21 protein-coding genes are annotated in these 26,986 nt (G+C 35.4%); all 21 read left to right on the top strand.

Features of this window, described 5'->3' with window-relative positions; all coding sequences use genetic code 11:
• Window positions 1-2 precede the first annotated feature (2 nt).
• The 21 genes from HPY74_00280 to HPY74_00180 all read left to right on the top strand — a co-directional run bounded on the left by HPY74_00280 (window position 3) and on the right by HPY74_00180 (window position 26,947).
• Complete coding sequence (locus HPY74_00280) at window positions 3-2,393, top strand: AraC family transcriptional regulator (GenBank protein ID NSW89115.1); 2,391 nt, start codon at window positions 3-5, stop codon at window positions 2,391-2,393.
• Window positions 2,394-2,566: 173 nt separating this feature from the next.
• Entirely contained in the window at window positions 2,567-3,535 is a 969-nt protein-coding gene (locus HPY74_00275) for a sugar ABC transporter permease (GenBank protein ID NSW89114.1), read from the top strand.
• A gap of 15 nt (window positions 3,536-3,550) precedes the next feature.
• Window positions 3,551-4,423, top strand: a complete 873-nt coding sequence (locus HPY74_00270; protein ID NSW89113.1) for a carbohydrate ABC transporter permease — start codon at window positions 3,551-3,553, stop codon at window positions 4,421-4,423.
• Window positions 4,424-4,561: 138 nt separating this feature from the next.
• Entirely contained in the window at window positions 4,562-6,130 is a 1,569-nt protein-coding gene (locus HPY74_00265) for an extracellular solute-binding protein (protein ID NSW89112.1), read from the top strand.
• Between the two features lie 184 nt (window positions 6,131-6,314).
• Complete coding sequence (locus HPY74_00260; GenBank protein NSW89111.1) at window positions 6,315-7,130, top strand: hypothetical protein; 816 nt, start codon at window positions 6,315-6,317, stop codon at window positions 7,128-7,130.
• A 104-nt stretch (window positions 7,131-7,234) separates the two neighbouring features.
• Entirely contained in the window at window positions 7,235-8,467 is a 1,233-nt protein-coding gene (locus tag HPY74_00255) for a BNR-4 repeat-containing protein (protein ID NSW89110.1), read from the top strand.
• 365 nt (window positions 8,468-8,832) lie between these two features.
• Window positions 8,833-9,867: a hypothetical protein gene (locus HPY74_00250; protein NSW89109.1), complete on the top strand. Its 1,035-nt coding sequence runs from the start codon at window positions 8,833-8,835 to the stop codon at window positions 9,865-9,867.
• A gap of 90 nt (window positions 9,868-9,957) precedes the next feature.
• Window positions 9,958-11,940: a beta-galactosidase trimerization domain-containing protein gene (locus HPY74_00245; GenBank protein ID NSW89108.1), complete on the top strand. Its 1,983-nt coding sequence runs from the start codon at window positions 9,958-9,960 to the stop codon at window positions 11,938-11,940.
• 71 nt (window positions 11,941-12,011) lie between these two features.
• The gene (locus HPY74_00240) at window positions 12,012-12,881 is read left to right on the top strand and encodes a hypothetical protein (GenBank protein ID NSW89107.1); all 870 of its coding nucleotides are present in this window, start codon (window positions 12,012-12,014) and stop codon (window positions 12,879-12,881) included.
• Between the two features lie 21 nt (window positions 12,882-12,902).
• Window positions 12,903-14,090 (top strand): hypothetical protein, encoded by a 1,188-nt coding sequence (locus HPY74_00235; protein ID NSW89106.1) that lies wholly within the window; start codon window positions 12,903-12,905, stop codon window positions 14,088-14,090.
• Between the two features lie 45 nt (window positions 14,091-14,135).
• Window positions 14,136-14,864, top strand: coding sequence for an amidohydrolase family protein (locus tag HPY74_00230; protein ID NSW89105.1), 729 nt, complete (start codon window positions 14,136-14,138; stop codon window positions 14,862-14,864).
• 17 nt (window positions 14,865-14,881) lie between these two features.
• Window positions 14,882-15,637, top strand: coding sequence for an amidohydrolase (locus HPY74_00225; GenBank protein NSW89104.1), 756 nt, complete (start codon window positions 14,882-14,884; stop codon window positions 15,635-15,637).
• Between the two features lie 94 nt (window positions 15,638-15,731).
• On the top strand, window positions 15,732-17,483 hold the full coding sequence (locus HPY74_00220) for a hypothetical protein (GenBank protein NSW89103.1): 1,752 nt from the start codon (window positions 15,732-15,734) through the stop codon (window positions 17,481-17,483).
• Between the two features lie 60 nt (window positions 17,484-17,543).
• Window positions 17,544-18,479 carry a metallophosphoesterase gene (locus HPY74_00215; protein NSW89102.1) on the top strand — a complete coding sequence of 312 codons (936 nt, stop codon included), beginning with the start codon at window positions 17,544-17,546 and terminating at the stop codon, window positions 18,477-18,479.
• A 120-nt stretch (window positions 18,480-18,599) separates the two neighbouring features.
• Window positions 18,600-19,442 carry an AAC(3) family N-acetyltransferase gene (locus HPY74_00210; protein NSW89101.1) on the top strand — a complete coding sequence of 281 codons (843 nt, stop codon included), beginning with the start codon at window positions 18,600-18,602 and terminating at the stop codon, window positions 19,440-19,442.
• A gap of 49 nt (window positions 19,443-19,491) precedes the next feature.
• A complete protein-coding gene (locus tag HPY74_00205) occupies window positions 19,492-19,722 on the top strand; it encodes a cupin domain-containing protein (protein NSW89100.1) in 231 nt (76 codons plus the stop codon).
• A 743-nt stretch (window positions 19,723-20,465) separates the two neighbouring features.
• Entirely contained in the window at window positions 20,466-20,825 is a 360-nt protein-coding gene (locus HPY74_00200; GenBank protein NSW89099.1) for a DDE-type integrase/transposase/recombinase, read from the top strand.
• Window positions 20,826-21,134: 309 nt separating this feature from the next.
• Window positions 21,135-23,459, top strand: coding sequence for a helix-turn-helix transcriptional regulator (locus HPY74_00195; protein ID NSW89098.1), 2,325 nt, complete (start codon window positions 21,135-21,137; stop codon window positions 23,457-23,459).
• 235 nt (window positions 23,460-23,694) lie between these two features.
• Window positions 23,695-24,729: a Gfo/Idh/MocA family oxidoreductase gene (locus HPY74_00190; protein NSW89097.1), complete on the top strand. Its 1,035-nt coding sequence runs from the start codon at window positions 23,695-23,697 to the stop codon at window positions 24,727-24,729.
• 37 nt (window positions 24,730-24,766) lie between these two features.
• A complete protein-coding gene (locus HPY74_00185; GenBank protein NSW89096.1) occupies window positions 24,767-25,483 on the top strand; it encodes a cyclase family protein in 717 nt (238 codons plus the stop codon).
• 387 nt (window positions 25,484-25,870) lie between these two features.
• Entirely contained in the window at window positions 25,871-26,947 is a 1,077-nt protein-coding gene (locus HPY74_00180; GenBank protein ID NSW89095.1) for a hypothetical protein, read from the top strand.
• The last annotated feature ends 39 nt before the right edge of the window (window positions 26,948-26,986 follow it).

The following is a 26,986-nucleotide window of genomic DNA, read 5'->3' as shown; positions in this document are numbered from 1 at the left end:
TTATGATGCTTTATAAAAAGCTGTATGGACAAAAAACATTCATAAAACAGTTTACCGCGTACTTTACTTTGTCCATAATAACAATCTCCATAATAGGTTTAATGATATATTATACAGCAGTCCGAATTATTGAAGAAGAAGCTGAAAAGTTTCATTTAACCTTGATCAACAGTATTAAGAATAGTATCGATAATAGATTTGAAGAGTTTAACAAGCTAAATATGCAATTGAGCGGAAACAGGCTTTTTAATAAAGTAATACATATGAGAGAAGGCATAGATTACAGCAGAATTAGTATGATAGACTTTCTGACTATGTTTGAAGAACTGGCTTCCTTTAAAAGTGTGAACAGTTTTATAGATGAAATATTTGTGTATTTGGACAATGAGAGTTTAATTCTTACTCCTACCGGAAAAGAAGAAGCAGAATACTTTTTTAATAATATATTTGAAATTGAAAACAAGGATATGCTTAATTTAGATGTTTTACAAAAAAACGATAAAGATTCTCAAATAATTTCGAATCTTAAAGTTACGTATCTTGGACGCAGGTACGATTCTATGGCATATATCCAGGGTATTGCATCTTCGTATAAGTATAATAAGTGTTATGCTGCATCATTAATTATTCTTACCAAAACAAACAGTATAATTGAGTTATTAAATAGTTTTAATTCAAAAGGTGATTTTAATATATATATTTTAAACAAAAAGAATGAAATTGTTGTATCTCATGGGAATTTGCCTTACTTTAAGGGTAATAGCAATTGTTACTTATATACGGGAAGTACTAATGTTTTCAGGGATAAAATAGAAGGGCTGGATTATATAATATATCATATACCATCGGATATAAATGAGTTGGAATATGTTGCTGTAGTACCATTGAGCTTAATAACGCAAAAAGCAGGGTACTTCAAGGAAATATTTACTGCTGTATTTATTTCAGCTATAGTGTTTGCATTAATTATGGTACTACTTGTTACAAGAAAATCTCTTGACCCACTAAGAAAAATTATATTTACAATATTAAAAGACGACGATTATAGTTATTCGAAACACGAATGTAGATCGGAGTTTGAAGTTATTGAGAATTGTATTAAAAAGTTGAGAAATGAGAAAAATTTGATGCAGCTTGAAATGCAAAAGTATAACTATATTCAAAAAAATAATCTTATTATAAATTTACTGAAGGGAAATGTAGAATACAACACAGACCAGAAAGATATTTTTTTGAAGTATGGAATATCTCTACCGTACAGTTATTATAAAGTTTCTATTTTTGAAATAGAGTATTATAAAAAGGAGAATTATAATAAAGCAAATAATGAAAAGGACTACTGTGTTATGCCTGAAATTATTCTGATTATAAAAGAGATGCTGGAAAGTGTTTTAATTACCCTGAAATGCACAAGTTATGTTGTTGAGATGGAACGTTATAGAATAGCAGTACTTATGAATATTAACAACTCGTCTGCTTTGCTAGATTCTGATTTTGTAGTTAAGCAGCCCAATATAAACCAGATATTGAGAAAAATCAAGGAAGAAATAGAAGACAAGTATGATATTGTAATTACTGTAGGTATAGGAAACACTTATAATATTTTTAAAGGGATAAATCAATCATACGAAGAAGCCCAAAAAGCTTTGAACTTCAAACTTATAAAAGGTAAAAGCAGTGTTATTGCTTATAATGAAATATGTAATAGGGAAACTAACTTGCATTATTACTATCCCCTTGATAAGGAGCTTGCTTTGATAGAAGGTTTAAAGTCTGCTGCTTTTGATAAAATAGAAGAAATTCTTGACAGTATAATAGAAGAGAACCTTAAAAAACAAAATCCGGATTTGGCAATTGCGAGATTCTTGTTCTATGATCTTCAAGCAACTGCTTTAAAGGCTTTGCAGGAATTAAACCTGTCTAACCTGGACAACAGTATAGTTTCGCAGGATCTTTTGCTGTTGAATACGTTTGGAGAAATGATGGATTATATTAAAAAAATGTACAGAGGGATTTGTGAAGAAATAAAGAGCAAGAATGAGAGTTTTGCACAATCACTTATTAAAGACATACTGGATGAGATAGATAAGAAATGTTTTGATAGTAATTTTTCCCTAAATCTTTGTGCTTCAAAATTTGGCCTTTCAAATTCTTATTTGAGTAGATTTTTTAGAGAAAATACAGGCCTTTATTTTTCAGAATACCTTAACAAGAAAAGAATAGAAAAGGCAAAACAGCTATTAGCCGTTGAAAACCTGACTATTAAAGACATAGCTTTAGAAGTTGGATTTATAAATGATGTTACATTTAGAAGGGTGTTTAAAAAGTATGAGCTTAAAACACCAGTTCAATATAGGGAGAACAACTGCTTAAAAACGAGACTACAGGCCTGAAGTAAAAAAATGTATGCCGAAAATTAATAGTATGTTTACATTTTTCCCATAAGATATTATGATTATGATTGAGATGTGAATTAATAATAGGTATATAGGTATGATTAGCCTTTCATTAGCCGTAGGAGGGTTCTTTTTGCCCAGATAACAGGAAAGGATGAGGATGCATCATTATGCAAAATAGAATAGCATTAAGAAAATCTGTACAAGAATTTAATGCAACACAAAAAGATACTTATTTTAAAAGACTTGGGAAAAACAAGCAATTGCTTATAATATTTTTACCTGTTATTATATATTATGTGATATTTCATTATTTACCTATGATAGGAATATTAATTGCTTTTAAAGACTTTAAAGGTTTTTCAAATTTATACGATTTTTTAACTCAAAATTGGGTAGGGTTTAGGTGGTTTAAGGAATTTTTTTCATCCGTGTATTTTTTCCGTTTATTAAGAAATACGTTTCTGCTTAGTTTTTACAGCCTTATTTGGGGCTTTCCGGTACCCATAATATTTGCACTATTACTTAATGAAGTCGGAAATGGTTTTTTCAAAAGATTTGTTCAAACCGCGAGCTATCTTCCATATTTTATTTCTACTGTTATAGTAGTTGGTATGATAGTTAATTTTCTATCTCCAAGTGGCGGGATTATTAATATATTATTAGAGAAATTAGGGTATGAGCCTATCCATTTCATGATGAATAAGAAGTGGTTCCGTACAATATACGTGGCATCGGGAATTTGGCAAGGTTTTGGTTTTAGTTCAATAATATATATAGCGGCATTATCCGGAATAGATCCAAATTTATATGAGGCTGCAGAAATAGATGGGGCCGGAAGATTTCGAAAAATTGTAAACATATCTATACCTTCAATATTACCCACAATAGTTATACTGTTGATCTTATCTCTGGGACAAATGATGAATGTTGGCTTTGAAAAAATAATATTGATGTATAACCCTTCAACTTATGAGGTTGCAGACGTTATTCAAACATATGTTTACAGGGCAGGTATTATTAATGCACAGTTCAGCTTTGCCAGTGCAGTAGGCTTATTTAACTCTGTAGTGAATTTTATACTTTTAATAACAGTAAACAAAATAAGTAAAAAGGTAAGCGAAATATCTCTATGGTAAGAATGGAGGAGGAGAATGAAAAAGTTATCTGATAAAGCTATTGAAGTAATTATTTATATTTTACTAAGCTTTGCTGCTTTTATAACTTTGTATCCGTTTATATATGTTTTTAGTATGTCGATAAGTTCAGTAGAAGAAGTAATGAAGCAAAATATATTACTTTTACCCAAGGGATTTTCGTTGGAATCATTTAAAATTGTATTTAGAAATAAGATGTTTTGGCAGTCATATTATAATACAATTTGGTATACAGTTGTTGGAACAACTATAAATGTTATAATGACTGTTATTGCAGCATATCCTTTGTCTAAAAAGCGGTTCATACATAGGAACTTCTTCATGATAATGATATCCTTTACAATGTTTTTTGGAGGAGGTTTAATACCTCTATATATATTAGTTTCAACGCTTGGGATGTATAACACAAGATGGGCAATAGTTATACCGGGAGCTGTAAGCGCATGGTATATTATAATTACTAGGACATTTTTCCAGTCAATACCAGATAGCCTTGAGGAATCGGCAATAATTGATGGGGCAGGTGATTTAAAAATACTAACAAGCATATACCTTCCACTATCTAAAGCTATACTGGCTGTGTTAATACTTTTTCATGCGGTTGGACACTGGAATAGCTTTTTCTCTGCTATGATATTTATTTCAGATGCGAGTAAGCATCCATTACAAATTTACTTAAGACGTATACTTATTGAGGTTTCAGCTGAAGTACAAAGAGATTTACCCGGTTCAAGTTACGAAAGGGCAGCGTATGGTATACAACTCAAGTATTCTTCAATAATTATTACAATATTACCTATCATTTGTGTGTACCCTTTTCTTCAGAAATATTTTGTAAAAGGGGTTATGATAGGTTCAATCAAGGGGTAAAAATTAATAATTTGGCTATCGCTGAAAGGGGGAATAGTACATATGAACTGAAAGGGGGTGAAAAGAACACAGCAATTGTAACAAGATAATTTAACCGTAAATTTAAAATTTATTAATCTTAAGGAGGATGAAAAAATCATGAAAAAACTTTTAGTTATTCTACTATGTCTTGTTATGATTCTTTCCCTATCATTTACAGGATGTTCCAAGAAGGATGGGGAAAAAGCTGGGGATAAAACAGCTGTTGATAAAGGAGGAGATACCAAGACTCCACCGGAGGAATTAAGCATTTTTACATGGGATAACTGGTATACGCCAAAAAGCTATGCTTCAGGAGAACTACCTGTAATAGATGAAATCGAAAAAAGGCTTAATATCAAAATTAAATGGGTTGTCCTCCCAGCGTCTGAATTTCATACTGTAGCTAACACTAAATATGCGGCAGGGCAACAACTCGAGGATATAATCATGGGAGGAAATCTTGTTGACCTTATAGACAGGGGGCTGGTAATAAGCTTTGACCACCTTATAGGTGATAATACTCCCAATATTGTTAAGCTTCTGAAGGAAAGACCCGAGCTTAAGAAGTTTATGACCTTTGAGGACGGCAAGATGTATGAGTTTCCATATGTTTTGGATGATTTTCCTTCTCTTGAGGCAAACTGGATAAGAAAAGACTGGCTTAACAAATTGAATATTCCTGTGCCGAAAACTCCTGAAGAATACCTGGCAGCTCTAAAGACTTTCCAGGAAAAGGATGCAAACGGTAATGGCAAGAAAGATGAGGTATATGCTTGCAGCAGTAATTATTTTGAATTTTTGTCAAATATTTGGCATATGCATATGTCTCAGGGCTTCTATAGTATAAATGATAATGGTGAAGTAGAGTATGACTATTTAGAGGAAAGAGGGAAGCTTTATCTGCAGTTTGCCAATAAGATGTGGAAGGAAAATGTGTTTGACAGGGAAATTATCAATATGTCTTATGATAATTTAGTAGCACGTCTAAGCAATAATCAAGTAGGAGGTATAACCTGGTATCCATGGAGCAAAAGCTGGTTGTACAGCCAGGTTAAGGCTTCTGATCCAAATGCGGAATATACAATAGCAATACTGGAAGGACCCTATGGAAGGCAAAAATTCTACAAACAGTTTAATTACCAGACCGGAGCAGCTAAAATAACAAAATTCTGCAAAAAACCGGAAGTGGCCATGAAGTTCTTTGATTTTGTATGGGCAAGTGAAGAAGGCTTCAACTTAATCAATTACGGCATTGAAAACCTATCGTATAAAATTGAAGGTAATGAATACAAGTACACAGATTTTGTACTAAAAAATCCTGACGGGTTGAGTCCGCAAGATACTTTATGGTCTATAGGCTGCTGGCTTAATATATCCAACAGGCAAAGTATGAAAGTAGCAAATAAGTACCGATTAGCTGATGACAGGGTTGAAATTGACAAAATAATGAATTATTTAGAACCATTACAGTCATGGATGTATGTAAGGCGTACACAGGAAGAAGACAGGATAGTTAGCCAAGTAAGTAAAGACCTTGATACCTACCTCCAAGAAATGAAGATTAAATTCATAATTGGTGACGAACCCCTTGAAAATTATGAACAATTTGGTAAAAAACTGCGGGAAATGGGTATTGAAAAGATTATGGACATTGTAAAAGCACAACATGAAAGGTCTAAAAAGTAATTTGCGAAGCAAATTTGCTACGCAACAATATCATTTGCGTTAATTTAAGCTCCAGCCTATATAGGTGAAATATTTCTTGACGCTTAGGTTAACGCTTTAAGGGCTGCTCTAAAATAGAAAATAATTTACAGGGCAGCCTTAATATTGATTAAAGGACTTTAAGAAAAGAGGAGGAATTTGACTCATGAAAATTATAAAACTTCCAACATATTATTATCAGCAGTTTGATGCAGACTATTCCCTTGAAGTACCTGGTGAAGGTTATGGCGGCTGGAGAAAAGAGACCCTGGAGCTAAACCTGGATAAAACTGCAGTCGTGCTTATGCATGCAATAAATTACGGCACAATGGAACAGGTTCCAGGAGTGTTCAGGGCATGCGAATATATACCGAGGGCGTATAATGTTGGAAAAAATATAATGCCCGGGTTATTACAAGCAATAAGAGAATCGGGGATGAAACTCTTCCATGTTGCTGCGGGAAGTTCGTACTGTAAAGATTATGCAGGGTACAAAAAGGTTTTAGATTTGGTAGGCGAAAGCACCGGTTTTGAGCAGGTGGAACAAGATCCGGTATTGCAGCGTTTAAGGGAATTTAAAAGGGATTATGGCTTCCCCGGTAAACACAACCTTGAATCATATAAGGTTATGGCTGAAATATCGGCATTTCCTGAAGAAGAAAAACCCCAAGGCGATGAAGAAGTTGTTCTGGATGAAAAACAGCTTTTTAAGCTGTGTAAACATTATGGCATCAATCATCTAATCTATATAGGCTACAATATAAACTGGTGTATCCAGTTTTCGAGCGGTGGGTTTATGCACCTGTATCGACATGGAATAATGTGCTCAACTATACGTGAGGCGGTCACTGCGGTAGAAAATAAGGAAACTGCAAGGTTAGGTTTAGGCAAAGAACTTGCCTTATGGACAATAGCCGTAGGTTTTGGCTTTGTTTATGATGTTGATGATTTTATTAAAGCTATAAAAAGTCAAGAGATATAGGGAAATTAGTTAACCCTGTTAAGAAATTTTATATATAAATGAACTGTTTAAATATATAATATGAAGCGTAAGATAGATGTTGAAATAAAAAGGGGATATAATTTATGTCTAAATGTGAATTGAAAAAAATTGATGTAATATGCTTCGACCAGGAAGCTACAGCTTTTGCTACATTTCAGAGCCATAATCAAAAAATTGTTAGTAATGAAAACGGTATATTTCTTACTTATATAAGGTCAAGAAATGAAAAGTATACAGCACAGAATTGGAGACTTCTAAGAAGCACTGACCAGGGAGACACTTTCCATGTTATTTATGATAGTATAGATCCCACAAACCCTGCTCCATTAGAAACAGATGAAGAAAATAACCTGTATCTTGTATATCCCGACTTTGTGAAATGGAACTCGTGTTTTATGATTTTTAAAGCATCAGAAAAGTATAAAAACCCTTTTTGCATAACCATTCCGAATACTGCAGGTGGGAAATTTGCCATGGCTTACGATAAAAAAAGAAGGATGTTATATTATATACCTAACAACGGCGATTTCCATGCTATCGATGTGGAGGGGAATATTAAATACTCTGCAAAAATAGTTGAGATTGGTAAAACAGCTTCCTTTGAGTATCCGCATATGGTTATGGATGAAAACGGTGTATTGCACGTAGCCTGGACCACAAATATGCATAAGACATTCCATTATTTAAGCATATACTATATGAAATCCGAAGACGGAGGCTATACATGGAAGCGCATGGATGGCACGGAAATAAGGCTTCCGGTTTTAAGTGATACAGATGGCGGTGGTGATAGAATCACTTTGGATGAAGAATTTGATTTAAATACCTGGCTTTCCAACTTTATTGCAGTTAATGGCAAGTTGCATTTCATGTACAGGGCGAGTCCACATCCGGATTTTAAACTACCAAAAGATGATTTTTATAATGGGAAACAGCATTATATAAGGTATGATATTGCAAGAGGGAAGAAAGACCATGAAATATTGGCACATGAACTTGGTGGCAATAAAGTCAGACTTGCAGGATTTGACGGATTTTTTGCCGTAGACAGGCGACCGGGTAAGGAGGCTTTATACTATGTGGCAAAACAGAGAAAAAGAATTGGCTGTATTGTCAGTTATGATAACGGATTGACCTGGGAGGATTATGCGTTAAGTGAGGAGCTTGTTGATGATCCATATTCTATTTATGCTACAGGAGGTTGCAGAGAAGTATCAAGAGATGGACTGATACTTGGTTCTTTTACAGAGAGATGTGGAGAATATATGGATCCCTTTGTTAAGTCCAGGGCACACTTTATTAGAATAAGGTGCTGATTAGTGCAGGCGTTGTTAAGTTTGCAAAGAGTGCATTTTATTTTTATGAAGAAAATGCTTCCAGTAACTAAATGCTCCAAGTCTTAAGAGCCTGTAAATTCACTTCGGGGCAAATCAAACTCGCAAAATAATTTGAATAGAATTTAATAATATTTTAATGTAATTATTTTGCTCATACAGTTGATTTGCTTATCCCTCGTCGGATTAACAGGCTCTATAAGACTTTCCGCAATGTTACTTCCAGCATTTTCTTCAAAATTTGAAAATGCGCCCGTTTGCAAAACCATAGTTTACAAATTGGTATATGTATGTTATAATTTTTAAGGAGTATTAAAAAAGAAAATTTCAAAAAGGAGTGTATGACATTGCTTCAAATTAAAACTAAAGGCTCCCCTTTTGAGCGTGGAAGACAGCAAGGAGAATCTTGTAAAGCAATTGCTATGAAATGGATTTCCCCAAAAATCCAGGAACTTGAAGAGGCATATGAAGTAAAAAGGCTGGAAGATATACTAAATAGCTGTAAAAATGCTTTCCAAAGAGTCTATCCGGAAGGGTATGAAGAATGCTGTGGAATAGCTTCAGGGCTTAACATCCCGGAAAATGACTATTTTAAGGCTATACTTTCCTGGCGCCTTCTTTCTAAATTTCAAAATTGCACCTCCATTGGATTTTATACCCGGGAAAACAGGCCTGTATTAGGCAAGACCGATGATATCCACAAAGAAGAGCTAGGAGTAAATATTTTAGAGATTACACACCCTGACAGGGGATATAAACATATACATTTCCATTTTGCAGGCAGCATATGGACTACTGCGGGAATGAATGAGTGCGGCCTGGCGATGGGCATGACCGGTATACCTGGGGTTGAAACGGGGGAAGATGGGTTTATGTCTCTTGATGCCCTTCATACAATACTTCCACGATGTAAAACAGTTAAAGAAGCAGTGTCATACTTAAAGAGTATCAATTTGAGCTATTATGGTTTCAGCCTTATTTTGGGTGATGCAAAGGGTGAGATGGCGTTAATAGAAAAAACAGGAAATGGTATGGCAGAAATAATGCCGATAGATAGAGGCTTTCTAATTCATACAAATCACATACTGGATTCGGAACTGGCTGCTAAAAATCCAGCCCAAAAGGAACCTATATTGTCAAATGGAATAAAAAGGTATAAGAATGCTCTATCCTTGATTAGCTCTATACCAAAAACTGAGGAAGGTATGATGATGTTTCTCAATGACAGAAGCTCTAAGGGAGCTATAAGACAGCAGGGGGAGGATGGATTATATACTGATTATGGTGTTATGTTTCTGCCTGTAGAAAAAAGGTTTATCTATTTTTCCGGATACCCTGACTACACCATTAAAGAGGTGAATTGTGAAGAGATATTCCAATAGTGTAAAACAGTAAATTATATTTTTAATATGAGGGTTTCGTAAATGGAATTTCACTAAAATAGTAAGTCTGATGAAATGGAGGGTTGACGCGTGCCTTTAGACACGAAAGATATAATATTTGATAATGGGTTAAGATTATCTCCTGATTTATGGCATGATGGGAATTTCCCAACTATGGATGATTACAGGAAAATATTAAGGCGAGGAACAATGCTCTATAGTCTTGATATTAACAGCACTATAAATGAAGCACGAAAAGAGCCTGTTGGGCCATCTATTGCAAATCGTCCCTGTAATCTTCTGTATCATACTGCCATGGATAATTATGGGCGAAAGGGTACCCTGGGTTTCAAAGGACCTGCAAGAAATGAAATGCTTTTGGAAAGTGTACGTAATGAGAAAGAGTATAATGATTCATTACATGCAGTTGGTATCCCGGTAGTTGTTTATCAGAATGAAAACAATTTTGATGAAGGAGCATTTTCAAAGGATGAAATAGAAGCCATGGCTGCTGAACTGGTTCCATTTGCCTGGGCCTTTAATAATGAAGGACGAAGATTTGCCTGTTTAAATAAACCCGGATGGCGGGATTTTCTTGTAGAACGTTTGATAATACGAGTAGGAAAAACCGGTGCCGATGGGGTATTTCTTGATAATAATACTCCATTTATACATTGTCGTTGCAAATATTGCCAGGATGCATATAAAGAAAAGTTTGGAAGTGAACTTATTGACGATATGGGTATTCAGGAAACGGTAATTGGCGATATGAGAGTGTTTGATTATATTGGATATAACCAGGTACCTAAAGATCTGGTGCGGGTTGATAACAAAAGGTTTATGAGATATTTGGAATGGCGTATTGAAAAAGCTGTGGAATTTTGTAGGGAGATACGCAGCCGCCTTGAAAAAGAAATAGGTAGAAAAATTATTTTTACATCCAATGGACATGTAGGCATCCCCGAACAAAGCGCTGTAGCCCTGTCAGGAGTTTTTGACATGGTGTTTTCAGAGGAAGGGTATACTGCTCCTCCTGTTTCAAATGTTTTTAGTTTACGTCTCGGTACTGCTATCGGGGAAGGTGAGCGCTGCATGTATATTGTTACCCGCACAGTTGAATCGGCTCCTGTAGCCGGCATGGTCCAGGTACTAAGCGCTGAAGGCAGGGCAATGGGTGGTCAAGCAGAGTTCTGGGATTTTCATATACGTGAGGATGAAAAGCTTCAGGAAGCACAGGCCATTATGAGAAACTTTTATGTTAAACATGCCCGTGATATTTATGCTGTAGAGAAGGACGCCAATGATATTGCCATTCTTTACTCCTGGAGGTCTGATCTCTGGTCATCACAAGCCATAAGTCCTTCAAAAATGAGCGCTGCCCTTTTGGAAGATATGAATTTGCCCTATGATATATTAATTGTAGAGAAGGAAGAACATTCCACAAGGTTGGAAAAATATAAGCTAATTATTGTACCAAACATTGAAATAATGCCTAGAGTTTGGTTTGATGCCATACAAGAATATCTAAATTCTGGTGGAAAAATTATAAGTTCAGGTATATGCTGTAAATTTGATGAAAATTTTGAACCCTATAATAAAAAGTGGGGAGGTAATGGATGGAAACATTTTAATGACAATGTAGAAAAAGATTATTTTGTTAAAAGGAAACCTATTGGTATACATTCAGGGTATAGAAAACCAGATTGTGAGTATGCTTTAGCGGTGGAGAAAGCTCTTGTCAACCCTTCAGTTTATATGGAAAAGAATATGCCTTTGATTTCTCTTAACCATACTATTTTAGAAGATGGTGAGGCTGTGCATATTGTGAACAGGTATGTTAATGTATTTCCTTTTATTCACCCGGTTACCAGGAGAGGAATTTTAGTAAACATAAAACCCAAGAAAAAGGTGAGTGATATTATATGGATGAGTCCCGGTAAAGAGGATATAAAGCTTCTAGCAGAAGATAATGGAGACTATTTGCGTATTGAAATACCGGAATTGGATGTATACGGGATAATGTACCTGGCACCACCCGAATTATGTCGAAGCATGTCGAATGCAGCAATATGACTTGTACTGAGTTTTTCCATACTTGTGTGTGCTTTTAATGAAATCAATATAAAATAAAGGAGGTTACTTTAGTGGGAAAAAAGTTTACCTTTGATTTTGATTATGTTTATAGTCCTGAATGGACACCACCAGGGAGTAATATCAAACCCTGGTTTTTGCCCGAAGGTATGGGTAAAGGAAAAGACATGTATGATACGAGTCTTAAAGCAATACTTTGGTATCGCACTGAAAAGCTTGATTTCGTCAGGAAACAATTGGAGGGTGTTGATAGAGATAAGGTATTAAAGGATATAATTAACCATATATGGAAAGACACTACAAATGATATTGAGCGTTTTAAGAACCTTGTTTTTTTTGTACAAAGGATGATGATTCATCCTCCAGCCGAGCAACCTATGGAAAAAGATGCTCACCTGGTCTTCAGAGGACTTAAAGGGGATTCTTTAGCTACACAGAGTGAGCCGTATCCTGAAGACTTGGAAAAACCCTGGGCTGTGAAAGCATATAATGAAGCCGTTGCCTTTGGCAAGTACCTGGGAGTTTGGTGTAATCCTCTGCAGGTTACTATGGACGGGGATTGGGGGTTGGCAGGAATGGTGACAGATGCCCTCGAACTTTTACTGCTTCATGAAGGCCGTTGTGGCCATCAAGCCTGTGTTGTTGTGCAACTGGCACAGGCAGCAGGATGGAGGGGTAGATTAGTACAATTAAATTGCCATCGTGTAGCAGAAGTGTTTGTTGATGGAAAATGGAGATTGGCAGATCCTGATGAATTAGAACAGGGCTTCATAGGCACTGATGATAAAGGTGAACCAGCATCAATAGAATGGTGCATAAATAATTTGGATAAAATCAGAAATTGGCCGGTGAAAAAAGAGTTTTATAGGTTCTTTGCCGATAAGGATGATAAGTATGCCTGGCATTATAAGGCAAAAAAATAAAAATTAAAGGAGAGGTTATTTATGCAAATAAAATCTTTGAAACTAAAGGATAGACATTTTGGGGAAAGCTGGTTTTCCAATGTACTAAGCCGATGGACATATGATGACTTTAAAAACAATCCTGAATGGAGATCGGATTGGATAAGCATGGATTGTGCCTATTATAACGAAGATGATAACCGGGTTTATTTAGGGATAACAACATTTGATGAAAATGGAATCTTTATGGCGTATGACCGTAATGAAGAAAAATTTGTGGATCTTGGGTACAGCAGGGTAGCAAAACCATATGATGCCAAGTTCCACCGTGCCCTTTTTAAAAGAGAAAAAGATGGCTGCATTTATGGGGCAATTGCACTTCTTCATTGTGTTGATAAACAATGGGAAGCTCCGGGGGGTGCTATTATAAAATATAACCCAAAGACGGGTGACATTGAAAGAATTGCTACCCCAATGCCCCACGTATATATACAAGCTGCGGTCCTTGATCAGGAAAGAGATCTCATGTACTGCCAGTGTTTTCCGCCGGAATACTTGATAACTTATAATATGGAAACAGGTGAGGTTAAAAATCTCGGGCTGGTTGGAACTGGAATATCAGGCATGGCCCAGGGAGAAAATATTGAACTTGACGATAAAGGGAACCTTTGGGGAACCTGGTGCCTTACAAGAGCATGGCAGCCTTATGCGGGTGAAGACGCAAACAGGCTTTTTAGAGTTCCGGCAGGGGGGGAAAAAATTGAATTTTTAGATACCGGTTTAACCAGGGCAGATGGGTTATATGGTTACGAAAAAATGGAAGCCCTTTTTAACCTTGGTGACGGGTATATGTATGCCAGCGGGAAAAATGGTTCTATTCATAGGATAGACCCTGAGACAGGGAAATCCATGTACCTTTTTACACCAATAAAGGATAGGAGAAGCAGGCTTACATCAATGGCAGTGGGGCCTGATGGTTGTGCCTATGGAGTTACCGGAAGAGACGGAAAATGTGAAGTGCTGAAATTTGATTTCATGAAGACCAAGTATGAGCTTATAGGTGATGTAATAGACCAGGATGGAGAGGCATGTTACCAGGTCCATCATGTTGTTATGACAAAGGATGGAGTACTCTATGCCTGTGAGAATGATAACCCTTACCGCAGTGGATATCTGTGGGAAATTAAGGTGCCTGGCACCACCCGAAATATGTCGAAACATGTCGATTAAGGCAATATGTTTAAGTAAAATATTTATATGCGGGGAATAAAAAATATGAAAAAAATAGATGCCCATGTACATGTAGGTAAAGGCTTTGAAAAAGCGCTTGACCCTGAAAAACTGATTGAGCTGATGGACCAAAATGAGGTCGAAAAGTGCGTTATTGTACCTATAGAGCAGTATATAGCTGTATATAATGAAGAAGGAAATAGGTATATACTGGATCTAGTTAATAAGTATCCGGACAGATTTATTGGTTTTGCTTCAGTTAACCCGTGGTATCTTGATAAGGCTGTTGAAATATTAAAAAAATATCTTGATAAAGGATTGCGCGGGTTGAAACTAAACCCCAAATTACAGGGGTTCATACTGAATAGTGACCTTGTTAAACCTTTAATAAAGGTAGTTGAAGAATATATGGTGCCTGTATATTTTCATACAGGCACCATGGTTACTTCCGAACCTTTCCAGCTTGCTGAGCTGGCAGATGATTTCCCCAAAGTTAATTTTATTATGGGCCATTCAGGGAACACCGATTTCTGGACAGACACAGCCTATGCAGCTAAATCCCGGGAAAATATTTACCTTGATACCTCACATAATTTATCCAGTGCAATACTGGGGCTAATTCAAGCTGCCGGCGAAGACCGGGTAATATTCGGTTCAAATATGCCCAGATCCCATCAGACTCATGAAATTAAGAAGATTCTGGAACTTAAGCTACCGGAGCAAGTACAGGAGAAGATTTTCTATAAAAATATTATAAAAATATTAAGGAACTGATAGGCGGGTGATGGAATATGATTATAGATACTCACGTACACATGACAGATGGAAAATTCAGGAATGGAGATCTGCCAGGCCTTACAGTAGAAGAAACCCTTGAATTAATGGATGAAAGTAAAGTAGAAAAGATATGGGTAAGTCCCACCAGTGGCCTTTATGGAATTGGGGAGTATAGAGAGGCTAACCAGGCCTTACATGACTTTTGCAAAAGGAATGAAAAAAGGTTTATAGGCTTTTTTACCGTAAACCCTAATTATGGTTGCAAAACCCTGGACGAAATAAAAAGGTGCGTGGAAATTTACGGCTTTAAAGGCTTAAAACTTCATACTTGGCTTCAAGGATGTCCTATTACGCACCCATCGATATCACTTATTACTGAAGAATGCATAAAACATAACCTACCTATACTATTTCACGACGGCAGTCCCCCTTACGCATCAACACTGCAGGTGGCCAACCTGGCCTTCAGATACCCTGAAGCAACTATTATACTTGGCCATTCAGGCCTGATAGAAACTTATGATAATGCCATACACGCTGCAAACAAATATAAAAATATATATTTATCGCTTTGTGGTCCATCGATATTTCAGCTTCAAAAAATAATAGACCGGGTAAGCAATGACAAAATAATGTTCGGATCGGATTTTGGCTTTGGTAAAAGCATGTATCCGCTGAAAAACAGGCTGGATATGTTCAATTATGTTACTATGGATGATGAAACAAAAGAAAGGTTGTTTTATAAGAATGCTGAGAAATTGATATCATAACTAATTAGAGAATGGTTCATTACCGGTAATATAACTGATAAAAAGCAAATTGTATAGATTGTATAGAGTATTAATAGTAATAGGGGTGATGAGGTTGAAGAACAATTTTGGAAAAGTTGAAAGGCAAAGGCATAATTCTTTAGGAAACAGGTGCCTGTTGGTTGTTGTTAACAGCATAGGTTCATATTGGGACTATTCAATCGTTGATGAAACGGTACTAACAGCGCTTGAGCATTTTGGTATGCCCTACACGGTTTTGGACCTTGCAAAACAAAGGCTGACGCCCCAAATTTTGAGAAGCTGTGCCGGAATAATCCTGGCCCAGAGCCGTCTGGGAAATTTTCTTACAGATGAAGAAATGAAGTTGATAGCTGAAACTGTAGAAGAAGGGACAGGCCTTGTAAATTTTGACAATGACATCCGCCATTACAATAGTGAATACCTTAAGATATTTGGATTTGATAAAATAAATCCCCATCCTTATGCTACAGACGTAGTAAGAATAAAGAACAATAAACATTATATTACAGAAATGCAAATAGATGGAGAGTATCATAAATTTAATAAAATGGTAACTGCTATTGCCGTAGAAAAATGGGGTCTGGATGTAAAACCTTTGGCTGAAGGATTATTAGGTAAAGAGCAACTTATATACATACGTCATGTTGCTCCCTGGAGCGCATATGAGCCAGGCAATTATCCTGTTGTGTTTGCAACACGCAGAGGCAAAGGTAAAGCAGTACAGTTTACAATAAATCCACGCATCTGGCGGAATGAGATATACGGCCATACAGGAGGTCTTGGGGACCTGTTCTGGCGTTCCATAATATGGGCTGTAAAAAAACCTTTTGTAACTAATATGATTCCACCTTTTGTTACTATGTCTTTTGACGACTGCAGCGGAAGACATGACTTTGCCTATGTTGATATTGCGGTAAAACACGGATATGTCCCCATGCCTTCATTATTCTTGAGGAATGTCCCGGAAAGGTTGTTCCCCAAAATAAAAGAAGGGCTACTTGATAAAAGAGTAAGCTATAATTCTCATGCCCTTGATTATTATAACCTCCTTTACTACCATTACGGCAAGGGTGAAATGAGCAGTGAAGAATTGGAAAGGGTTTTTGAATTTGAAGATAGTTGGTGGAGAAGGGTTGGAGCAACTCCAGGTAAAACTATCAGATTCCACCTTGGAGATTGTGGAGTTAATTCTCTGCCATACCTGAAAAAAAGAGGTCGCTTGTTTTTCTGCCCCGCCCTGCAGACTGGACTCCCCAAGGCGGATATGTGTTATAGTGACGGGTTTTGGCCATACAACCTGCAAACCTGTTACTATGACTATCTTCCCGATGATAATGACTTTTTTGCTTTTGCAGCCATGTTAAGCAGATTCAGGGAGGATTTTCTCACTGGTTGTACTCCTTACCTTGCGGAAAGTTTGAATACCGATGTAGATAAAGCTGGACGAAGTGCTGCTAATCAAATACTTCATGGTTTGAGGGCAGGTTTTTATGCCGAAATAGTGACCCATGAACAAAAGTTTGAAAACATGACAATGGACGAATGGGACAATATTCTAAAATTAGCCGGACAATTGACAGGCAAATATGAGAAAATATATGCGGGACATGACGATATAGGACGTTACTTAAAAGGGAAAGATGGTGTGTGGATAAATAGTTTAAATATAGATGAAGCCGGTGTACAATGTACACTAAAAGGTAAAACGGATGTCCCTTTGAGCATTTCAGTTTTCAGAGATGAAGATGAGTATGTGATAAGAGAGTATAAAAAGGTAGAATGTTTTGAGGAAGAAGCAAAAATAAATATTGATAAAATAAAATAGAAATAAAATGGTAATTTACTTAAGTAATTTACTTAAAATGGTGCAAGGTGAGGCTAAGAAATGAAATTTGCAGTTTTAAGTGATACTCATTTTATTATGCTTGAAAATGCTAAAGACAGTGTATTTTGGAACAGGGTGCTTTTAACCAAAAGTGCTGAAATCGCCAGGTGCCTTGTAAAAACTATTTCAGAGATATCGCCAGATTTTGTTGTTATATGTGGGGATATAACACATAAATGTAATATGGAAAATTTCAGGTTTGCCTGTGAAATATTTAATAGTTTCCCGTGTCCATGGTATGCAGTACCGGGGAATCATGATACATGGTATCCGGGAGTACGCCAGTCCCTTTGTGATATTTATAAACTTCCTGATGGTAAATGCTATTATTCAAAAAGATTTGGAGATTTGTATTTCATTTTCATGGATATGTGCTATTGGAAATCATTGGATGGATCTATAAGTCCGTACCTTGATAAAGAAGCATACGACTCTGGTAAAATAGTGGCAATGTGTGTTTCTGATGAAGAGATGGAATGGATAGAATCTGAACTTGAAGTTGCCAGGGACTGTAAGGTAGTTATGGTGGGGCATGTACCTCTGGCATGGAAACCATTATACCCTGTTGCCAGATTCCCTGATGGGAAGATTGGACAAAAGAAAGGCGAAAAACTCGACGGTTTTCTTTTGGGACTATCAAATGGTAATGAATTAAAGAAGCTTATAAGTAAATACGATAATGTTAAACTTGTGCTATCGGGCCATTGGCATATAAATGATTTGTATTTTGAGAATGGGATAGCCTATTGCCAGACTGGTTCATTAAGGGAGTATCCTTTTGAACTTAGAGTATTTGATTATAATGATGGAATATTATCCGCAAATACAATTTCAATCGGCTGTGAAGAGTTGAGAAAAGAATCCTATATTGAGGAATGGGGTAACAAATGGATAGAGGGTGAAGGCATAAGCAGGAATTTTAGGATTTTACTGTAGGTATACTCTATTTGTGTGAAGGAATATGAAGTATTTACATAAAGTAATGAAAATGCTATAATTTTAATAGAATTAAAAAACAAAAGGGCTGCAAATTGTTACTGGTGGGGGAATAATAAGTTGGATAAGTCAGACAGTACGGTTAATAATATCGGATTAAAACGGATAATAACTGACCTTTTAAAAATGGGTGTTAAAAAAGGTGATAAATTAATATTTCATTGTTCATTAAAATCTATAGGTTATGTTGAAGGTGGAGCTGATACCTTGATTAATGCGCTATTGAATGTAGTTGGAGAAGAAGGACTTATAATGATGCCAACTTTTACTTACAGTTATGAAGGTAATAAAGGAACATTGCCATACAACAAAAAGAAGACCTCGTCTCAAACCGGACTTGTAAGTGATGTTTTCTGGAGAAGAAGTGATGCATACAGAAGTGACCACCCTACCCATTCGGTGGCTACCATAGGAAAAGAAGCTGAAAAGTATGTAGAAAATCATAATGAGTATACTCCGCCTTTTGGCGAGGATACACCTATTCATAAACTTGCAAAAAATGGGGGTTTAGTTCTTCTAATAGGAGTCGGACATGAAGCAAATTCAACTATACATGTTGCCGAATGTCTGGCGGATTTACCTTTTCTTCATATAAAAAACAAAGACACTTATGGAGACTATTACCTGGTGGAAAGAGATGATGGAAGTATTGAAAGAATTCCGTTAAGCAAAAAACTTTCCGGCTGTTCAAAAGCTTTTGGAAGGATTGAAAACATCAAAGGAATAAAAGAAATTCAACGTGAAGGTTATATTGGCAATGCCTTATGCAAATTAGTAAATGGAAATAAATTAATAGAATTGTTGGTACCTATATTAAAAAAAGACCCAGCTTTTCTTTTGTGCGAAGGTGTAGGAGAATGTAACTGTCATAGAAAAAGGATGATGTTAGTTCAAAGAGAGTGAAGTATTAGGGGGATAAAACCGTTAACATTTTCTATATAGGAGTGTTTTTATGCTTGATTGCGGCATAGATGTAATTTGGTTTTCAAAAGAAAGTTATGTATCAGGAGATAAATTACCGACTCATAAACATGAATACTACCATTATATTTACGTGCTAAGCGGAACAGGCAAAATAACAGTAGGTGAAAATGAGTATGTTGCTCAAGAAAATAATTTTTATTTGACACATAAAGGTGTTACTCATAGTCTTGAGTCAAAAGGCAAAGAAGGTTTCCCATAAGCCCCCTAATCTATTTGGACAATTAGACCCAAAGCTTATATAATAAAAAAGTAAGCAAAGGGGAAAAAAATATGAGAGTACGGAAACATTCAGAGGAATTTAAGAAGCAAGTCATTAAGGAAGCCACTGAAACTGAGGATTGCAGTGTTGTCGGAAGGAAGTATAATGTTAGCCAGTAAATAGTAGCAAGATGGGTGCGGGTACAAAAAAACAAGAGCCAATGAAAAAAATGACAAAAAAGGGATTGAAGAAGGATTCAAGCCTAATAAAAGAACCAAGAGAGGTGAGGAAAAGGAACAAAATGGAGGGAGGCCTATACCTGGCTATTCATATACCATTGATGGAAGAATAGTATGCGACATACAAATAAAAGAATGGATCATGGAATTAAGTGAAGGAGACGGCTTAAGCTATGGATGTTATAAGCTTACCATAGCTTTAAGAAAGGAATATAAACTTATAATAAACAAGAAAAAGGTTACCGGTTATGTAAAGAACTTGGAATACTAAAACCTCAGAGGGAAATAAAACCGAAGTATCCAGGAAAGCTTGCGAAGAATCGAATAGTAACAGCTGTGAACCAATTATGGGAAGCGGACATCAAGTACGGTTAGATAGCCGGAGAAGACAGGTTTTTCTACATATTATCAATAATCGATGTGTATGACAGGATGGTGGTTGATTACCATATAGGCTTAAGCTGTGAAGGCAGTGATGCTGTCATAATGTTGTAGAGGGCATTAATGCGCAGGAACTTGTATGAAAAGGAGGATAAGCCGGTAATACGGACAGATAACGGGCTACAGTTTATAAGCCATGCTTTTGAGAGCAGGTGTGAGGAACTGAATATAGAACATGTGAGGATACCCTGTAAAACACCGGATAAAAATGCTCATATAGAAGCTTTTCATAGAATACTTGAGGATGAATGTCTTGGAAAGTGGAAATTTGAAAAGTACGAAGAGGGATATAGAGAAGTGATTGAATTTATAGACAGATATAACATACGCAGGATACACTCATCGATATTCTACATGAGCCCAAGGGAATTTTATATGGCTACGATTTCAGGAACAGCAAAGGCATTAGAGATAAGGGTATAAAAAATACACTTGGAAAGAAGCAAAGAAAAACAAGAAAAAAGAAAATGAGAACTACTATGACACCCTAAAAAGCTGCTCCAACGGAATGCTCCTTGACAATCTGAATATATATAAGCTTAAAAAAGGCAACAGCAACCTTAGGCAGGTGTAATAGTCATTCTTGCCCTTACATTATAATTCTATAAAAAATCAGGGGGGTGTTATTCTTTTTTATATAAAAAACATTTAACCCTTTGATAAATAAAGACTTTAAAATTTATTTGAGCGTAAATAGTTTAACACTACGTTAGAAAGAGGGGGTATTAATACATGAATAAAGTCATATATAGAGTTAAAAGCTTAATTCTTCAATTCAAAAAACCGTTGTTTTTGAAAACTCTAATATCCTACTCTTTGTTGTTCAGTATACCTTTAACTGTTATTGGCATTTTAAATTATAACAATTTGCTAAATTCTATTGTCACACAAAACAAGACACAATACAGCAATATCATGAAGGAAAGTGTAAAAGAACTTGATAATAAAATGAAGGATATTATAAATACTGTTGTTCAGTTTTCTCAAGTTGGAGAAATAAGTAAAATTATTAAAACTGGAAATCTAGGTGTTAAAAAGTTAAAAAATAATATTACTACAATAAATAATTGTAAAAATCAATTAGGGGTTGCTGCTGCAAACAATGATTTAGTTCAACACATTGTTATCCAATTTATAGAGGATGATCTTTATTTCTCGACTTGGGGTGGATGCAGTCAAGAAGATTTTTTTAAGGATGTTTTGTTTTTCTTAGATAAAAGCAGAGAAAATATGATTATGAATGTAGAGGAAGAGTCTTATTTTGTACCGGTTTCAAAGGTGAACTTTATGGGTATTATCACAAATTTGGTAATTTACAGCAAAAAAATGCCCACTTTTCAGAACAATAGTAACAGCAGGTGCCTTTTTCTTATTAACAGGGATAGTTTAGAATCAATATTACATAAAGGAACAATTATGGAATTTGGCATAAATATGTTGGTAGACTCTCATGGGAATTGTATTTTTTCTAGTAGTAATGGATTAAATGATGAAAAAAAATTAGAATTGATTCATGGAATTTTGGAGGGAAGAATATTAAATGAAAATGAAATCATAATCAATAATGAAAAATATATTTTGTTTTCCCAAAAATCTAAGTTTTATGATTTACAATATATTTCCATAATACCCAGATTTACTATAATGTATAATACAAAACCGATTATGATACAAACTATAATGATTCTTACAATAATTCTGTTATTTGGTTTAATCATTTCGTTTATTTTAGCTAAAATGAATTCTGAACCAGTATATGACATCATGAATATTTTTTTTGATAGTAAAACTTTAGAATCATTGAATATGTCATCCTCAGATGAATATCATTTCTTGAAGCAAAATATTAAAATGATAGTATCAAATAATTTATATTTAAAAACAGAAATTCAAAAAGTAAGGCCGATTTTGATGAATTATGTTTTAAGAAAAATTATCACCGGAAATATTCTCTCGATTGATAATTTGCAAAATGATATGGATACTGTCGGACTTTTCTTCCCATATGATTTCTTTATTTGTGTTATGTTTTTGAAATATGAGAAACTCCCTATGAATGAAATAATTAAAAATCAATTAAAGAGTAAATTCTTAGGAAATGATATGGCGGTGTTTTTTATTGATATTGACTTATTAAAAACAGTAATGGTAGTAAATTTAAAGGATACAAAAGGTAATGATATAAAGAAAGAGGTAATACAATGTATAGAAGAAAATCATATTAATCTTATGAATAATAATGTACAGGCTATTGCCATAGGTCGTGTAGTATCTAATTTACAGAATATTTATTTGTCATTTCAGGACTGCCAGGAAATTATTGAAAACACTATAGATTTCCAAAAGTGTCCTATACTTATCTATTCTAAGGAAGATAAACAAAATAAGATTTTTTATTATATACCTGAATACACAGGACGGGAAATTTTGGAATTATTAATGCAGGGAGAAGATAGAAAAGCCTATGAATTGTGTGAGAAGGCAGTTAATGACAGTATTAATCCTGATAATATTAATGTTTTTGTGATTCAGCATATGATGTATAGTTTTTTATGTCTAGCTCATAGAGCTTTAAAAAATATGAATGTCGAATACAATATTGGTTACAAATTTTCAGATTTTAAAGAAATTAACAGTATAAACAAAATGCTAGTAAGTATTGAAAATGTTTTTTCGGAAGTTTGTAAACATATAAGAATGCATCACGAGAGTAAAAGACTTGAGTTATGGAATAGAATTGTTAACTTTATACAGGAAAATTTTACAAATACTCAGCTAACTCTGAGTGAAGTTGCCAGGAGCTTAAATGTAACTCCACAATATTTATGCAGATATATGAAGAATCATTCAGGGTATACATTTCTAGAGTATATAAATAAAATCAGAGTTGAGTATTCCAAGCAGCTTTTATTAAGAGGTGAAAGTATTAAAGATGCAGCAGAAAAATCAGGATTTTCAAATGACCTTACCTTCAGAAGGCAGTTTAAGAAGAATGAAAATATGACTCCCGGACAATATAAAAAAATGTTAAACTCTGATTATGGAATTATAAATTGACAGTTATTATTTGAACAAAATGTTAATTGCTGATTGTAGAATTATATATTGAACATTGTTTTTAAGCCTGTTTTAGTTTTATATTATATTATAAATGCAATTCAATATTAACAGTTCAAAAAGCTGTTTGTATAAATGCAATAGATGAAAGAATGAAAATACTTAAAATACTTTTTAAAAGGTATTATGATAGATTCAATTAAGGGATAAAGGAAAAGAACGGAGGTATTTTTTAATGAATATACATAAAAACAAGGTTAAAATTGGACTTATAGGATTGGGTAATTTTGGGGAAAAATATGCTAACATAATACATTATAGCCCAAGAATGGAGCTTTCGGCAATCTGTTCCAGAAATGAAGCTAGACTTCAGGAAATTGCCGGCAAGTATGGTGTAAAAAATACTTATCAAGATTACCGGGAATTAGTGCAATTGCCGGATATAGATGCAGTATGCATTATTACAGAGGCAATTAGGCATGCAGATATAACTTTGGAAGCATTGAAAAATGGCAAACATGTATTTGTTGAAAAACCGTTAAGTGCAAATCTGGAAGACCATGACAAAGTAATAAGGCTTGCCGGGGAAAAAGGTTTAATTGTTCTGGTAGGTTACATTAACCGCTATATTCCAAATTTTGTAAAAATTAAAAGCATGGTGGAAAGCGGTGAAATAGGAAAGATAGTATCAATAGCATCAAGACGTAATGGTAGACCACCCAACCTTTCACTACCCCGTTATCAGGGAAATATACCGGAGCTGATAATAGAACCGGGAATTCATACTACTGACCTTTTTTTATGGATTACAGGAAGCAAGGTAACCAGAGTATTTGCTGAATCCAGGAACCTATTAGGTCTACCGTTTGCAGATACATGGATGGTTATATTGAAAATGGAAAATGGTGTTATTGGAACAATGGAACAGGTTTTTCATATACCGGAGGGTGCTCCTGTAGTTATGGATCACAGATTGGAAGTAATAGGTACAGATGGCACTATCCAATTTACGGACCCAGGCTCTGATTATTCCTTCTGGGGTTCGGGGAAAACAACATATTTTAGTCCATATAGTGCCGAGAATCTTTATGGAAAACTTATATTTCCTATAAGAGATGAGATTGAAGATTTTGCATCGGCAATCCAGGAGGGAAGAAAGCCATCAGGTGCCGGACCCCAGGATTGCCGGGCTGCAGTAGAGGTTGCACGGGCTGTGGTTGAGTCAGCTAAAAGCGGGCAGGTTATTATATTAAATAATTTAGATAAATGAAATATTATAACAAAATATGCTTAAAGAAGGAGTTAAAATGATATTAAAATTAAATGAAATATGGGATATGGGTGAACTGGTTGATTTGGGTGCAGGTGTTGATGAAGGGATGACAATATGCAGGGAGTTGTTTCCACCAGTTCATATTAGTGAACTGGACTTAAGTTCCCGCGCAAAAGAACGTGGTTTCATGACATACTCCCAGCATATTTCCATGTGCGGACAGGTTTCGACGTACCTTGAAACAGGAGCACATCTTCATCCTGAGATGGAAAAGATAAACGAAGTAGGATTGGATCGTTTATTTGTTTCAGCAGTGGTCCTTCAAATTCCCCGTAGAGAAAATGAAATTGTGACAGTAGAAGATATTGAGAATGAAATGTCAAGGGTTAATGAGAAAGTCAGCCCGGGTGAAGCATTAATTATTTCTACAGGCTTTAATTTTCTTGAACATAAGGATTTGAACGACTCTCCCCACTTTAGTTACAGTGCAGTAGAATATGCTGTAAAACACAAGTGCAGTATTCTTGGTTCGGATATGAGTTCATGGCAGGATCCTAATGATAAAAAGTATTGGGCACACATGTTTTTTGAGTCAGGAACGCTTCTTTTAGCTCCCCTTGTAAATTTAACAAAAATATCTGTACCAAGGATAAAGATGATAGTTATGCCGCTTAAGATTCAAAAATCCTGTGCATCGCCGTGCCGGGTTATAGCAGTAGTACCTTCAGGGAAGATATCCGGTAAAATATAAGGAAAAATGTAATTGGTTAACCAGTATGAGGATTATTAAGAATAAGACTTGCAAAAATTGACTATTGATTTATGAAATTTAATAGAAACTGCAATTAGTACAAATTCGAAAAGTAAATGGTTTACATAATATAGCTGTAAATGTTGGAAACCTTATTGCAACAACCTTTTAGACAATATTAGGTTTTCAAAGTCCTGATATATGAAGCTTTTAGCTTGTTTGCGTAAGTACTGTTAATAGAATTTTATTGTGCTACTGGAAAAAGATATGGAATTATATGGTATATAATGGAGGTAAGGCAAAAATTACCAAGCTTCAAATTTAGCATTTGAAAACTCTATGAGTTTTCGAATACATTAAATTAAAACAAAGGGGGTAAAGCATATAATGAATAACGAAGTACCGTTGGTTGAAGTCATTGAACTTACAGGAGATTCTTCAAACAGGGGAAGGCTGTTGGGGGAAAATTCACCTGAAATGGTAAGAGAGGTATTGAAAAAATACTGGAAGACTAATGATTCCTTTGAATCTCCATATTTCAGAAAGAATTTTGTATTTATGAAGAGGGAATTTCCAGAGCTGATAGAAGAGGTGGAGGCCTTTGGTGCTGCTGCAGGATTAAGCCCTGAAGAAGCTTATTTCACCCAGATTTACTCTACCGGAAATACGGGTTGTTCAGCACTTGCAATACAGACGCGCAATGATGGTCCGATTATGTTACGCACAATTGATCCGTTCAGTTTGGAGGAAGTAACGTCCTGGTATCAAAGGGGCGACCGTGCGGTAATTCATCGTGGATTGAAACCACACGCATATGCAGCCATACAGTCATGTATAACTTTATCGCCTGCAACAGCGGTAAATGATGCCGGTTTGATGGTAGGAGGAGCTTCCGGTCATCCAAAATTTAATTTCCAAGACAATCCTGAAACAATAAATTTATATTGGTGGACGCGAATTTTTGCACAGTATTGCTCCGACTGCAAAGATGCCAGATATTATGCAAATCGATACAAGTGCTCTGGTGTAAAAGGAATAAATATTGTAGTTGCTGATTCAAAGGGAGATGCTCTGGGTATTGAGTTTGAGTCTGAAAATATAGCCTTCCGTGAGCCGGAAGACGGAATTATCCTTGAAGTAAATCATTTTCAACACCCGGACCTGGTGAAACCTTCACTAAATATTAGATCGGATTTCTGGGGTTCTTCCTACCATCTGAACTCAATGAACAGGGTAATGTATGTGAATTACAACAGGGAGCGTTTTAAAGCTATGGAAACCATGGATGAGATGATAGATTTTTCTTATGAAAAAGGATGGCCGGGGCGGATACTTCAGATACAAGGACTTAATATCGGAGATTGGCTAACTTACAGTGCCAGTTTTGTAAAATCAAGAGATAAATCAATCAGATATCATAATTATCCTCTTGATAAAGACAGGTACCAGCTTATCAGGCTATGAAATTGCTTCTTTAAAGCTCACAGGTATTAAGTTGATACA

It is taken from the genome of Bacillota bacterium (genome assembly GCA_013314855.1).
GTDB lineage: Bacteria > Bacillota > Clostridia > Acetivibrionales > DUMC01 > Ch48.
This window is presented reverse-complemented; position numbering and strand designations above follow the sequence as displayed.

Excerpts from the sequence above, each read along its gene's own strand:
- HPY74_00280 (NSW89115.1), top strand. The coding sequence starts at position 3 with ATGATGCTTTATAAAAAGCTGTATGGACAAAAAACATTCATAAAACAG.
- HPY74_00275 (NSW89114.1), top strand. The coding sequence starts at position 2,567 with ATGCAAAATAGAATAGCATTAAGAAAATCTGTACAAGAATTTAATGCA.
- HPY74_00270 (NSW89113.1), top strand. The coding sequence starts at position 3,551 with ATGAAAAAGTTATCTGATAAAGCTATTGAAGTAATTATTTATATTTTA.
- HPY74_00265 (NSW89112.1), top strand. The coding sequence starts at position 4,562 with ATGAAAAAACTTTTAGTTATTCTACTATGTCTTGTTATGATTCTTTCC.
- HPY74_00260 (NSW89111.1), top strand. The coding sequence starts at position 6,315 with ATGAAAATTATAAAACTTCCAACATATTATTATCAGCAGTTTGATGCA.
- HPY74_00255 (NSW89110.1), top strand. The coding sequence starts at position 7,235 with ATGTCTAAATGTGAATTGAAAAAAATTGATGTAATATGCTTCGACCAG.
- HPY74_00235 (NSW89106.1), top strand. The coding sequence starts at position 12,903 with ATGCAAATAAAATCTTTGAAACTAAAGGATAGACATTTTGGGGAAAGC.
- HPY74_00230 (NSW89105.1), top strand. The coding sequence starts at position 14,136 with ATGAAAAAAATAGATGCCCATGTACATGTAGGTAAAGGCTTTGAAAAA.
- HPY74_00225 (NSW89104.1), top strand. The coding sequence starts at position 14,882 with ATGATTATAGATACTCACGTACACATGACAGATGGAAAATTCAGGAAT.
- HPY74_00215 (NSW89102.1), top strand. The coding sequence starts at position 17,544 with ATGAAATTTGCAGTTTTAAGTGATACTCATTTTATTATGCTTGAAAAT.
- HPY74_00205 (NSW89100.1), top strand. The coding sequence starts at position 19,492 with ATGCTTGATTGCGGCATAGATGTAATTTGGTTTTCAAAAGAAAGTTAT.
- HPY74_00200 (NSW89099.1), top strand. The coding sequence starts at position 20,466 with ATGCGCAGGAACTTGTATGAAAAGGAGGATAAGCCGGTAATACGGACA.
- HPY74_00195 (NSW89098.1), top strand. The coding sequence starts at position 21,135 with ATGAATAAAGTCATATATAGAGTTAAAAGCTTAATTCTTCAATTCAAA.
- HPY74_00190 (NSW89097.1), top strand. The coding sequence starts at position 23,695 with ATGAATATACATAAAAACAAGGTTAAAATTGGACTTATAGGATTGGGT.
- HPY74_00185 (NSW89096.1), top strand. The coding sequence starts at position 24,767 with ATGATATTAAAATTAAATGAAATATGGGATATGGGTGAACTGGTTGAT.
- HPY74_00180 (NSW89095.1), top strand. The coding sequence starts at position 25,871 with ATGAATAACGAAGTACCGTTGGTTGAAGTCATTGAACTTACAGGAGAT.